This window comes from Pseudobutyrivibrio xylanivorans, from assembly GCF_010906925.1.
In the GTDB taxonomy this organism is placed as follows: Bacteria; Bacillota; Clostridia; order Lachnospirales; family Lachnospiraceae; genus Pseudobutyrivibrio.
Window position 1 is genome coordinate 172260 of sequence record NZ_VTVE01000003.1, and the last position, 12935, is coordinate 185194.

Genomic DNA, 12935 nt, shown 5'->3' on the forward strand with positions numbered 1-12935 from the left:
CGTAGCAAATTAATAAATAAGTAAAAAAGTTTGTAGACCGTAACAAGCAAATATTAAAGGAAGTAAAAGTAGGAGGTAGTTAGCAAGCTCTTATATTACTCAAGCGAATCGTGTTAGATGAGCGGAGTAATATAAGGCTTGTGAACGTAACCTCCGGGAGAAAAACTTGGAAAAGAAACATATTTTAATAATTTGCCAGCACTTTTATCCGGAGAATTTTAGGATAAACGATATGGCCTTCGAGTGGGTAAAGCGAGGCTACAAGGTCACTGCAGTGACCGGCACTCCTAATTATCCAACAGGGAAGTTTTTCCCAGGCTATAGCTGGTTCAAACATACAAAAGATAATATAAATGGTGTGGAGATTTTTAGAATTCCACTTATTGCACCAGGCCATAATAAGCTTGGATTGATTCTGAATTATTTCAGCTTTCCATTCTTTGGTTTTTGGTGGCAGCTGTTTTCAAAAATAAAAGCGGATGAGGTTTTTATGTTTGAGACTTCGCCAATGAATCAATGTATGGTTGGCGTGAGATTTGCCAAGAGACATAAGATTCCATGCTATTTATACGTTCAGGATTTGTGGCCTGAAAATGTTGAGATGATTACAGGTATCCATTCACCTATAGTGATTAAGCCTATAGAGAGAATGGTTAGAAAGATATACAAGGGCTGTACTCATATTTGGGGAACCAGTCCAAGCTTTGTGGATTCGATTCGCAAATACGTAGATGAGAGTGAGCATGATAAGGTTAGTTTTTGGCCTCAGTATGCGGAGGAGTTTTATCAGCCACTTCCTAAAAAGGAGCATCAGGGCTTTAATGTAATCTTCACTGGCAATATTGGACAGGCTCAGGGCTTGGAGATTCTTCCTGAGGCTGCGAAAATCCTTAAAGAGCAGGGTAAGAAAGACATTTGCTTTACAATTGTTGGCGACGGTAGAGCAAGAAAAAGCTTCGAGGCTGCCATTACTGAAAATGGCGTATGGCATATGTTTGAATTTGTAGGTAGGGTTAGTCCTGAAGAGGTTCCATCACAGCTTGCCAAGGGAGATGCGGCCTTTATATCTTTTGCCGACGATGAGCTTTTTGCTAAGACTATTCCTGCTAAGCTTCAGTCATATATGGCTTGCGCTATGCCTATTATTGCATCTGCAAAGGGCGAGACAGCCAGAATCATCAGCGAGGCTGACTGCGGTATGTGCTCAGATATTGGAAATGCTGAAGAGCTTGCAGAAAATATTTGCAAGATGGCAGCTATGTCTAAAGAGCGCTTAATGGAAATGAGTGAAAACGCGAAAAAATATAACGATAAAAACTTTAATAAAAAGCAGCTTATGGACCAAATGGATTCTTATTTGAGATAATTTGTCTAATAAGCGCATTGACTTTTAAAGTCCAAAAATATATTTTTTGTACATATACTAAGTTTATTAATTACCCGAAGGAGGTATGACATGAATAATATTTTAGTTATCGGAGCGCATTTTGATGATGCGGAGCTTGGTGCAGGCGGTACTATGGCAAAATATGTTGCTATGGGACATAATGTATACAAAATCACATTGACAGATACAGAAGTTAAGTCAGACTTGATGAACCTTGATATCAAAACAGAGACAGGTAGAGAGAACAGTGCTAATGCATGCGCAGCTATCGGCGCAAAGGAAATCGATTTCCCAGCAGCTAAATATGGTAATTTGACTTACACACAGGAGACTATGCAGGCTCTTGAAAAGGTTATCTCAGATTACGACATTGATACATGTATTTTCCACTTCAAGGAGGATTACAACACAGATCACTTAGCAGCTAATCAGATTTGCTATACTGCAGCTAGACACTGTGACAACCTTCTTATGTTCCAGTCAAATCCATATATCATTGGCGAATCATTCTATCCAAATGTTTTTGTGGATGTGACAGATTACGTAGAGAAGAAGCGTGCAGCACTTCAGTGCTATGAGGCAGCTCACAACAGACAGGGTAACTTGTTTGAGACAAATATCGAGCGCAATAAGATTTGGGGCTACGGTAACCACTGTGGATATGCTGAAGGATTTGTAGCTGTAAAATTAAAATTAGAAGAGCACTAAAATAGAGTGTAGGATTTTGTTTTTCATCAGTAAAACAAAAGGTTATAATAATTATAAATTGACATTTAAGAAGGCGAGCAAGGCTCGTCTTCTGTTGTAAAGGGAAAAATATGAAGGTAGCATTTGGGACAGTTATTTACAAGCAGGCACGAGAATATTTTGATGATTTGATGTACTGCGTCTTTCATCAGACTGATTCGAAATTTGATGTGTTGATTGTAAATGACAATTATTCAAAAGATGAATTAAAAAATCTTAATATGGATGCAGATGTGTTCGTAGACCTGGAGCCAAGGCATGTATCTATTGCTCAGACACGTATTGAGATGATTCGTGCTGCAAAAAAAGCAGGTTATGATTTATTAGTAGTTTCAGATGCAGATGATACATTTGCTCTCAACAGAATTGAAGAGTACAAAAAGGCGTACCAATTAGACAAATCATACGCTTTCTACTATAATGAATTAGTTACGGAAGATGGAAAAGTAGTGCTTGAGAATTTGCCTGACAGGGTGGATTCCGCTAGAGCTATTTCCCAGTCAAATTTTATCGGAATGTCTATTGCAGCTATTAATCTAAACATGATTGATGATGCATTTATAGATACCTTATCAGAGGGGGATTGCCCTGTATTTGACTGGTATTTTTACACAAGACTTCTGATGGATATTGGTCCTGGCAAGCTGGTCAAAAATGCAGCTACAATCTACCGTATTCACGACAACAATCAGGTGGGTACCACACATGATGTGCAGCAGGAACTTAGCGTCAAGCTGACCCACTACAGTAACTTAGCTAAACGCTATCCATACTTTAAGCATCTTTACGATGATCTTAAGGCATTGGATATTAATAAAATAGATACATCAGTCAGCCACAATGGCTACTGGTGGAGCAATATAATTATGGAGGATTCCTATGAGATTTAATTATCAGGATATGGTAGCAGGTGGCAAGAAGCCATATGTTATCGCAGAGCTTGGAGCTAATCACAATGGTGATATGGAGCTTGCCAAGACAATGATTAAGACTGCAAAAGAGTGCGGCGCAGACTGCATCAAGCTTCAGTCATTTACAAAGAGCAATGTATTTTCAAAGAAGAACTACGAGGACAATTACTTCCTTGGAGACGACTATAGAAATCGTACAGACTATACACTTGAGTCAATCGTAGAGGCATATGCACTTACACGTGAGCAGCATTTTGAACTCAAGGCATACTGTGACGAGCTTGATATCGACTTTACATCAACACCATTTGACAAGGCTGGTGTTGATCTCCTTGTAGATGAGCTTCATGTTCCATTTATCAAGGTAGCATCTATGGATGTTGAGAACGTTCCATTCCTTAAGTACATCGGAAGCAAGGGCGTTCCAGTCGTTATCTCTACTGGCCTTACTGGTATGGATGATGTAGTTAATGCTATCGCAGCTATCGAGGCAGGCGGATGCAAGGAGATTTGTGTACTTCACTGCGTATCAATCTATCCACCAGCTGATGAGCAGGTTAACCTTAACAATATCGATATGTATCGTATGGCATTTGGCTATCCTACAGGATATTCTGATCATACATTTGGTGTGGTTGCACCAATCATGTCTATTGCTAAAAATGTTTGCATCATTGAAAAGCATTTCACAATGGACAAAAACATGAAGGGTTGGGATCACAAGATTTCAGCCAACCCAGAAGAGATGAAGATCATCTGCGATGCAGCAGAGCAGGGTTACAAGATGATGGGCTCTTATCGCAAGATAGTTAACGAGAGCGAGCATCAGAGAGGTGAGTACAAGCGCTCTATCGTGGCAGCTCACGACATGAAGGCAGGCCACATCCTTACAGAGGATGACCTTGATTACAAGCGCCCTGGTACAGCCATTTCACCTAAGTTCTACGAGATGTTAATCGGCAAGGAATTAAAGCGCGACATCACAGCCGACGAGCTTTTCCAGTGGGGTGACTTCTAAATAAAACGTTATAGCAAATTTCTTTTATATTTTTAAGAGAAGATTTGCTTTCTATTGTTGATAGAATTAGAGATAAATATTGCATTTGTATTTAAAGATAGCTTGTAAGTATCAAGCTCTGAGTGTTGCTGAAGGAGACGTGTTAGTCGACGCAAGCAATATCTCAGGCTTGAGACTGTAACAAGCGAGGAGTAAATAATATGTTATGTATAATTCCAGCTCGAGGTGGAAGTAAGGGAGTCCCAGGGAAAAATATAAAAGAGATTTGCGGCAAGCCTCTGATTGCTTGGACAATTGAGGCTGCTAAAAAGGCTAAGGGCATCGATAGAGTTATTGTCACTACAGATGATGAAGCTATCGCCAATGTAGCTAGAGAGTATGGGGCAGAGGTTCCATTTATGCGTCCTGCAGAGCTCTCAAGCGACACAGCTTCAGCTATCGATGTGTATCTTCATGCAACAGAGTTTGTTATGAGTGAGACTGGCCAGCAGATTGAGAAGTTTATGGTACTTCTTCCAACAGTTCCTCTCAGAAATGAGAAACATATTGAGGAGGCATTGGCTCAGTTTGAGGCAGATGGTGCCACAACTCTTATTTCATTTGCAGAGGCAGAGGTACCAGCCAGCTGGTATCACAAGCTAGATGAAAATGGTCGAGTTCATAATGCGGGATTTGGTCAGGGCATCACAATGACTAATCGTCAGAACAACGAGACATATATTGTGCCTAATGGTGCTATTTATATCTTAGATTATGACTTGCTTAAGACTAAGAGAACTTATTACTGTGACAACACAGTTGCTTACATTATGAAGCGTGAGGATTCAATCGACATTGATTATCCGATTGATTTTGAGTTCGCAAAGTGCTTGATGCAAAAGAGATTTGAAAACAAATAGTTTAATCTAAATCTACGATGAAAGAGAACTAGATGATAATAATTAGAGCGATAGCCTTTTTGCTACACTTTACAATCATTCCTGTAGCACTGGGTAGACTAATTACATACAAGCAGACAGATAACAAAGATTCAGCCATAGCAACCTATATAATTGGGTTGTTTGGCTCTTTTGCTATATTTTATGTGTTGTGTTCTTTACTTGAGTGGCATCAGTACTGGAACACTTTTACCGAGCCATTTACGGGTTGTTTTACAGTTCTATGCATTGCATATTCTGTTGTAATTGCTATATTGCTCATAGTCTGGATGGTAAAAGACAAGACTGCAATCAAGGCAAGCATAGGAAATATTAAAAAATGGCTTTCAGAGAAATTAAATCAAATCAAGGCTAATAAGTTTCTTGGAATTTACATGATAGCTTTTGCAGCTATACTGATTGTTCAGCTATATTTTGCATTTGCCTACGAGATTAATGAGTGGTCTTATGATGACTATGACTACGTGGTAAATAGTCAGGATACTATTACGACAGATACTATCGCATATGCGAATTTTATTAACGGAGATATGCCATATACAGCAACAAAACGAGCTGTATCTTCATGGCCTACATATATAGCGTATTTGGCTCGCTTATCTAGCTTTGAAGTGACAACAGTTTGCCACACGATTTTACCTGTGATATTGCTGCTAGTTGCATACTTGGCATACTATTATATCTCCACATTTTTGTTTTCGGATATTGAGAATAGATTTATATTTTTAACATTATTAGCAGTGGCTTATATGTTTGGCAACTATTCTCACTATTCAACTACATTTAGAATGTTTGGAGCTATATGGCAAGGAAAAGCTGTGCTTTCTGCAATAGCAATTCCGTTTTTTATGATGTATTTATTTGATGCATACGGTAAAGGCTATACAAAAGGAAGAGTAATTCCGATTGCACTTATTTCACTTGGAGCATGTTCTTTGACTAGCATGGCGGTAATCATGGTAACAGCCTCTGTGGTTAGCATATGGCTTATTATGTGTATTTATTATAGAAAAATCAGTGGAATTAGATATTTGATAGCTAGCTTAGTAGGTCCGCTATTTTTGATTATCTTTTATAAGCTGATGTCTATGCTGATTTCAGATATGCACAGTGTAGAGAATCAATATTTTAAACGTGGTAGAGATATAAATTGGTGGTACAAATGGTTTGGTTAAAATTTATGGTTGGTATCACTAAGACATACTGGGGAGGCGTAGGATTTCTTGCCCTCTTCGCCATAGCTCTATTAGGGATACTATTATTTGAAAAAGAAAAAATAAAACGATATGCATTCCTGTGGTATACAGGGATGATGTTGGTTTTCATATATAATCCGATTACATATATCATCAGTAAGAGGATATTAGAGGAATCTACCTTTGAACAGTACTATGTACGCTTCTTTGGTTTGATACCTATCATAGTGGTGATTGCCTTTGGATTGACTACACTTATTGGTAAGACTGCTGGCAAAAAGAAGCTGCTTGCTACAATTATTTCTATAGCACTTGTGGCTATAATGGGTAATCTGATTTACGCAGAAAATTGGTACACAAAAGCAGAAAATCGAAACAAGGTTCCACAGGACGTAGTTACAATCTGCGATATTTTTGCTGATTATCAAGGTGACAAGATTAATATCATGGCACCTCAGGACATAGCTGTTTATTTAAGACAGATGGATTCCAGATTTTCTATGCCATATTCTAGATACTTACCAGATGAGGCCTATGAACTGACAAATGAGAATCCGGATACCCAGCTGATTTCAGATTACTGCGTTAGCAAAAAGCTTGATTTTCTTGTGGTATCTGCAGCTGAGAGTGTTTTAAATGCATATACAGATGCAGGGTTTGAAGTATATGGAAGGACACCATATTATGCAGTGCTTACACCACCGGATTCAGCATGGATTCTTATGAACTATGCGGACGAATCAGGGGACCAGGGACTTTGCTACTTCATGTACAACCAAAAGGATGGCTCACTCATCGTAGTTGATGGTGGTCATGCTGAGGATGAGAGTTTACTTCGATATGTGATTAATCAGTATGGTGGCCATGTAGATGCTTGGATATTGACCCACTATCACAAGGATCACATTGATGGATTTAATACAATCTATGAGGACCCACAGGGGATTACAATAGACAATATTTATGTCACTCCTTTAGATTCAGAGCTTTTCCATTCAGTAGCACAGGAATGGGATGATGTGGATAGCTATGATAAATTTATGGAGCTCACAAAGGATGCTGACAATATTAATTATATTCATAGAGATGACGTGCTGGAGTTTAGTGATAATCTAAAGCTTACATTCTTTAATGCTTGTGACGATGTGGTGATAGATTCTGCAGAGGATATTCCAAATGATGCATCGCTAGTATTTAAGATGGAGACTGAAAATCGCAGCATATTAATATGCGGAGACTGCCATACAAAATACATGGGAGACTATCTAGTTGAGACTTATGGAGATAAGCTCCATGCGGATATTTTACAGTGCGGACACCATGGAAACAATAGTATTCCATTTGATACAGGTTTCTACGAAGCGGTAGATCCTCAGATCGCTATTTTTGATACGCCTGAATGGATTATGACCAGCGCTAACTACACAGCGGGAGCATTGGCGGGCCAGTTGAAAGAAATGGGTGTAGAGATTAGATATTACAATACTTCACCAAATGGATTTAGGTTTTAAAAATGATTGAACGAATAAAAGACAACAAGAAAATAATTACAACAATAATAGTTGCATTGCTATTGTTTTGCAGATGTAATCTTGGCGTTATTAAAACACCATTTATGTTGCTTAACTTAGCAATTAATGGAATCGCTTTTTTATATTTAATTGTTCTTTCTATAGGTGATTTTGAAAAGACAAAAAAGGGATTATTAAGCGCAGCAATTCTTTGGGTGGTTGCATTTCTTGTTATGGAATATGCATACATAGCATTTCATATTGGAACACCATCTTTGGAGATTTACAGTAGACAGTTTAGAATTCTTACCGTTGGACCAGCTATATTGATTTTTTTCATGCTATGGCACTGCCGTGAGGATATGCTTGAGATACTATGCAATGTTGGAGTGTTAATCATTGTAGCTACTCTGATATTGACATTCTGCTATGATCCACTGTGGAAAACATGGATTGATGGTACACAATATAGATTTGGTGAGACTCCAGGTGGAACAGTTATTGATTCGGGAAATCTGTACATGATTATGTTGATACCGATTCTATACAAGGTTACTGTTGACAGAGAGTTCAAAAGATATTTGCTTCCATCTGTTTTAGGTGTGGCAGGCATTATTATGTCAGGAACTAAATCAGCACTTTTTCCAATTGTTTTTGTAATTGGAATATATATTGTTTTTGGTTCTAGCGATAAGAAGGCAATGCGCAGAAATCTTATTATATTGCTTGTGCTTGTTGCCATAGTTACTGTGATGTGCTTTACAGTACCTATAATGTATTGGCTGGTGGCTGATAGAATTATCGAGCTGTTCAAGGGAATCAATGCTACCGAGTGTGATTATCATACAAGTACAGGTCAGCGAATGGCTATTATCGCAGCCTTCAAGCAGCACTTTGGAGAGCATCCTTTCTTTGGACATGGTTTCTACGCTTTCAAGAGCATGCCATACTCAGCGGTTACAGAAGTTGAGATTGGTGTTAATGAGTTGGGACAAAAGGTATATGAACTCCAAAATTCCCAGACTCATATGAATTTCCTTGAGCTATTATTTAGCTTTGGTATTTTTGGATTTGTTATGTACTATTGGTTCCCAGTGAAACTGATAGTTGATAGTATAAAGAGTAAAGACAAAGCGGCAAAAATGGTGGCTGCATCATACCTTGTGACATTCTTCTTTATGGATTTAGGTATTGATATGTTCTATCCATATATCACACCATTCTTTGTATATTTTGTAATATATTGTCTTTTAAAAAGGAGTGAAAAAATATCATGAGTTTAAAGTATGCAATTATCGGATGTGGACGTATTTCGCCAAACCATGTAGTGGCATCACAGAAGACAGGTCTTGATTTGGTGGCACTTTGCGACTTGGATCTTAAGAACACAGAGGATAAAATCAAAAAATTTGATTTAGATGCAAATTATGTAAAGCAGTATACAGATTATAAGGAAATGCTTGCAAATGAGAAGCCTGAGCTTGTTGCTATTGCTACAGAGTCAGGTAAGCATGCTCAGATTGCCCTTGACTGTATCGAGGCTGGCTGCAATGTAATTATTGAAAAGCCAATTGCCCTTTCTCTCAAAGATGCAGATGCAATTATTGAGGCTGGACACAAGAAAGGTGTCAAGGTATGTGCTTGCCACCAGAATAGATTTAACAAGTCAATTCAGATGATTAGAGAAGCTCTTGAAAAGGGCAGATTTGGTCGTCTTTTATATGGTACAGCTCACATTAGATGGGCTAGAGATCATGAGTACTATGACCGTGCCGCATGGCGTGGAACATGGGAGCAGGATGGTGGTGCACTTATGAATCAGTGTATTCACGATATCGACCTTCTCCGTTGGATGATGGGTGACGATGTAGTGCGTGTTGTTGGTATGACTGACAGATTAAAGCATGACTATATTCAGGCAGAGGACCTTGGTATTGCTCTTGTTCAGTTTGCTAACGGAAGCTATGGTATCATTGAGGGTACAACAAACGTATATCCTAAAAACCTTGAGGAGACTCTCTATATCTTTGGTGACAAGGGAACAGTTAAGGCTGGTGGAGATGCTGTCAACCTTCTAGAAGAGTGGAATTTCTCAGATTACGTGGACGACCCAGTTCAGGTAAAGAAGGAATGTTCAGAGCTTCCTCCAAATGTTTATGGATTTGGTCACTCAAAGCTCTATAGAGATGTAATTGATGCTATTGAAAATGACAGAGAGCCATATGTAAATGGTGAGGCTGGCCGCCGCGCTCTTGAGATGGTTCTTGCAATATATAAATCAGCTGCAACAGGTGAGCCTGTAGAGTTCCCGATGAAGGATTGCAGCACAATGGATTTTGTTGGACGCTTCGACAAATAAAGGGAAAATAGATTGAAGAATAAAAACACTATAAGAAAGATAGAAAGCATATTAGAGCTTGCTATAATGGCAATTGCATATTACTTCGTTTGGAAGTACAAAATATTTGACAAGGCATACTTTTATCCCTTCTTAGGACGTGGTAAGTATGTGCTGATGGGCATATATTTTATTCTTATGCTTGTAGTTATTCACTTATGCGAAGGATTCAAATACGGAATCCTCAAAATAGCAGATGTTCTGTTTTCACAATGGATTGGAATTATCATTGTAAATATGGTGACATACTTACAGTTGTGCCTTATGGCAAATGCAATGATTTCAGCAAAACCACTCCTCTTGCTTACATTGGGAGACTTTGTGATTTCAGGAATATGTGTCTATATATTCTTTGCCATCTACGAGCGCCACTCTAAGGCAAGCAAGCTTTTGATGGTATATGGCAACAAGGAATCAGTTGGCCTCAAGCTTAAAATGGACACTCGCGCAGACAGCTACAATATTAAAAAGATTGTTAGCATTGACGAGGGCATAGACGCCATCTTCAAGATGCTTGATGATTTTGATGGACTAGTTATTTCAGATGTCAGTGCTGAGCAGAGAAATGATTTGTTAAAGCACTGTTATATGCACAACATCGAGACATATATCACACCAAAGATTTCTGATGTAATTATTGCAGGAGGCGAGGGAATTCACCAGTTTGATACTCCTCTTGTGATGATTAATACAACTGGCCTCACTCCAGAGCAGGCATTTGTTAAGCGATTCTTTGATATTGTGTTGAGTCTCATTGCGATAGTACTAGCAGCTATTCCGATGCTTATTATTGCTATAGCAATTAAGCTAGAGGATCATGGCCCAGTTTTATATAAGCAGGCTAGAGTCACTAAGGATGGCAAAGTATTTGATATACTTAAATTCAGAAGTATGGTTGTGGATGCTGAGCAGCGCCCTACCACAGATGATGATGACCGTATCACAAAGGTAGGTCATGCCATTCGTGGTATTCGTTTTGATGAATTGCCACAGCTTTTCAATATTTTAAAGGGAGAGATGTCAATAGTAGGACCTCGCCCTGAGCGTACCGAGCATGTAGAAAAGTACACTGCAGCCATCCCTGAATTCGAATTCAGAAGTAAGGTAAAGGGTGGTCTTACAGGTTTCGCTCAAATCTACGGCAAGTACAACACATCAGCTTACGACAAGATTAAGCTTGATTTGATGTATATAGAAAACTACAGTTTCTTACTTGATATAAAGCTCATCCTCATGACTGTTCGTGTATTATTTAAGCGCGAAAGCACAGAAGGGTTTGATAAAGTGGTAACAGCCGACGAAATCCTTGAGGAGCTGGAAAGCGGTAAAGAAAAATAGTTATCAAGCTCTGGATATTGCCGTGGGCTAAAACAATAGTATGTTCAGTTAATGGAAATAGTAAAATATTTAAATGAGTCTGTAGCTATCAAGCTCTGAGTGTTGCGTAGCGAGACGTGTTAGTCGAGCGGAGCGATATCTCAGGCTTGAGAGCGTAACAGACGGATTAGAGGTATTACATGCCAATATATGTTCCTAAGATTAAGAGAGAATTTCAACGCTGTACGCAGTGTGTTATGGACACTACGGATTCAATGATTGAATTTGATGAGAATGGTGTCTGCGACCACTGTCGCAACTTTGAAAAGAATATAAAGCCATATTGGAATCCTAACAAGGAGAATCGTGAGGAGCTTGAAAAAGTAGCAGCTCAGATTCGTAAGGATGGAGAGGGCAAGGATTACGATTGCATCCTTGGTATGTCAGGTGGAGCAGATAGCTCATATCTTGCATATATTGCCAAGGAGGTCATGCACCTTCGTCCTCTTATTTACGTTGTAGATACTGGTTGGAATCTTAATGTAGCTGTTGAGAATATCGAAAAGATTGTTAAGGGGCTAGACCTTGATATGTATACTGATGTTATCAACTGGAAGGAAATGAGCGACTTCCAGCTTGCTATGTTCAAGTCAGGTATCAGTAGCTGCGATGCCCCACAAGATCAGGCAATTTTCGCTTCTCTTTACAATTATGCAGTTAAGCATAAAATCAAATGGGTTCTCACAGGCTCTAATAATAGTACAGAGTTTGTACGTCCACCTGTTGAGTGGATTTATATGAACGATAAAATAATGAATAACGACATCCACAAGAAGTTTGGTAAGCGTCCATTTAAGACTTACCCTCAGTGTGGAATTTTAAAATATAGATTGCTTTACAAGTATGTGTATGGAATGAAGAGATTCTATCCACTTGACTATGTTGTCTATGACAAGGCCAAGGCAGAGGATTTCCTTCATGAGAAATATGGCTGGATGAAATACGAGAACAAGCATTACGAGAATGTATTTACCAGATTCTTCGAGGGATATTATCTTCCTTACAAATTTGGATTTGATACTAGAAAAAATGTATTCTCAACTCAGATTCTTGCTGGCACAATGACTCGCGAGGAGGCTCTTGAGAAGCTCAAAACTAATCCATACGACACAGACCAGATGGAACAGGACAAAGAATACATCGCCAAGAAGCTTGGCATCACAACAGAAGAATTCGATGAGATTATCAATTCTCCAGCCCACACCCCAGAGGACTACAAAAACTCTATGTGGATAATCAAATTGGGCTTGAAAATTTGTAAACTTTTAGGTATAGAAAAGAGGAATATGCGATTCTAAAGGACTGGTCAAGGTTGAGACTGAGTGTAAATACGGCGAATCTTGCTTGCAAGAATGAGCAGTATTTATGCTCAGGATTAAGTCCTGCATTGCAGGACCAAACCGACATGAGTATTTTTGCGAAGCAAAAATGCGAATGCGGTTTGACCTTGAA

General features: G+C 38.8%; 11 protein-coding genes. All 11 read left to right on the forward strand.

What is annotated here, in order from left to right; genetic code table 11:
- Nucleotides 1-166 precede the first annotated feature (166 nt).
- The 11 genes from F0Q01_RS10170 to F0Q01_RS10220 all read left to right on the forward strand — a co-directional run bounded on the left by F0Q01_RS10170 (nucleotide 167) and on the right by F0Q01_RS10220 (nucleotide 12781).
- The gene (locus F0Q01_RS10170) at nucleotides 167-1366 is read left to right on the forward strand and encodes a glycosyltransferase family 4 protein (RefSeq protein WP_242869255.1); all 1200 of its coding nucleotides are present in this window, start codon (nucleotides 167-169) and stop codon (nucleotides 1364-1366) included.
- Nucleotides 1367-1456: 90 nt separating this feature from the next.
- Nucleotides 1457-2095: a PIG-L deacetylase family protein gene (locus F0Q01_RS10175; RefSeq protein ID WP_090488614.1), complete on the forward strand. Its 639-nt coding sequence runs from the start codon at nucleotides 1457-1459 to the stop codon at nucleotides 2093-2095.
- A gap of 110 nt (nucleotides 2096-2205) precedes the next feature.
- A complete protein-coding gene (locus F0Q01_RS10180) occupies nucleotides 2206-3024 on the forward strand; it encodes a glycosyltransferase (RefSeq protein ID WP_090488616.1) in 819 nt (272 codons plus the stop codon).
- A complete protein-coding gene (locus F0Q01_RS10185; protein ID WP_090154300.1) occupies nucleotides 3014-4063 on the forward strand; it encodes an N-acetylneuraminate synthase family protein in 1050 nt (349 codons plus the stop codon). Before F0Q01_RS10180 ends, F0Q01_RS10185 begins: the two co-directional genes overlap by 11 nt.
- A gap of 200 nt (nucleotides 4064-4263) precedes the next feature.
- Nucleotides 4264-4962 (forward strand): cytidylyltransferase domain-containing protein, encoded by a 699-nt coding sequence (locus tag F0Q01_RS10190; protein ID WP_090488618.1) that lies wholly within the window; start codon nucleotides 4264-4266, stop codon nucleotides 4960-4962.
- A gap of 32 nt (nucleotides 4963-4994) precedes the next feature.
- Nucleotides 4995-6176: a DUF6077 domain-containing protein gene (locus F0Q01_RS10195; protein WP_090488620.1), complete on the forward strand. Its 1182-nt coding sequence runs from the start codon at nucleotides 4995-4997 to the stop codon at nucleotides 6174-6176.
- On the forward strand, nucleotides 6164-7708 hold the full coding sequence (locus F0Q01_RS10200) for a ComEC/Rec2 family competence protein (protein WP_090488622.1): 1545 nt from the start codon (nucleotides 6164-6166) through the stop codon (nucleotides 7706-7708). The genes F0Q01_RS10195 and F0Q01_RS10200 overlap by 13 nt, the downstream gene beginning before the upstream one ends.
- A 2-nt stretch (nucleotides 7709-7710) precedes the next feature.
- Nucleotides 7711-8985 carry an O-antigen ligase family protein gene (locus tag F0Q01_RS10205; protein ID WP_090488624.1) on the forward strand — a complete coding sequence of 425 codons (1275 nt, stop codon included), beginning with the start codon at nucleotides 7711-7713 and terminating at the stop codon, nucleotides 8983-8985.
- Nucleotides 8982-10067: a Gfo/Idh/MocA family protein gene (locus tag F0Q01_RS10210; RefSeq protein WP_090488626.1), complete on the forward strand. Its 1086-nt coding sequence runs from the start codon at nucleotides 8982-8984 to the stop codon at nucleotides 10065-10067. The genes F0Q01_RS10205 and F0Q01_RS10210 overlap by 4 nt, the downstream gene beginning before the upstream one ends.
- 12 nt (nucleotides 10068-10079) lie before the next feature.
- Nucleotides 10080-11444: a sugar transferase gene (locus tag F0Q01_RS10215; protein WP_090488628.1), complete on the forward strand. Its 1365-nt coding sequence runs from the start codon at nucleotides 10080-10082 to the stop codon at nucleotides 11442-11444.
- Between the two features lie 179 nt (nucleotides 11445-11623).
- A complete protein-coding gene (locus F0Q01_RS10220; RefSeq protein ID WP_090154284.1) occupies nucleotides 11624-12781 on the forward strand; it encodes an N-acetyl sugar amidotransferase in 1158 nt (385 codons plus the stop codon).
- The last annotated feature ends 154 nt before the right edge of the window (nucleotides 12782-12935 follow it).

Bases quoted from the DNA above. Each gene is read 5' to 3' on its own strand.
- F0Q01_RS10205 (WP_090488624.1), top strand. From the start codon at position 7,711: ATGATTGAACGAATAAAAGACAACAAGAAAATAATTACAACAATAATA.
- F0Q01_RS10185 (WP_090154300.1), top strand. From the start codon at position 3,014: ATGAGATTTAATTATCAGGATATGGTAGCAGGTGGCAAGAAGCCATAT.
- F0Q01_RS10175 (WP_090488614.1), top strand. From the start codon at position 1,457: ATGAATAATATTTTAGTTATCGGAGCGCATTTTGATGATGCGGAGCTT.
- F0Q01_RS10200 (WP_090488622.1), top strand. From the start codon at position 6,164: ATGGTTTGGTTAAAATTTATGGTTGGTATCACTAAGACATACTGGGGA.
- F0Q01_RS10195 (WP_090488620.1), top strand. From the start codon at position 4,995: ATGATAATAATTAGAGCGATAGCCTTTTTGCTACACTTTACAATCATT.
- F0Q01_RS10210 (WP_090488626.1), top strand. From the start codon at position 8,982: ATGAGTTTAAAGTATGCAATTATCGGATGTGGACGTATTTCGCCAAAC.
- F0Q01_RS10190 (WP_090488618.1), top strand. From the start codon at position 4,264: ATGTTATGTATAATTCCAGCTCGAGGTGGAAGTAAGGGAGTCCCAGGG.
- F0Q01_RS10180 (WP_090488616.1), top strand. From the start codon at position 2,206: ATGAAGGTAGCATTTGGGACAGTTATTTACAAGCAGGCACGAGAATAT.
- F0Q01_RS10220 (WP_090154284.1), top strand. From the start codon at position 11,624: ATGCCAATATATGTTCCTAAGATTAAGAGAGAATTTCAACGCTGTACG.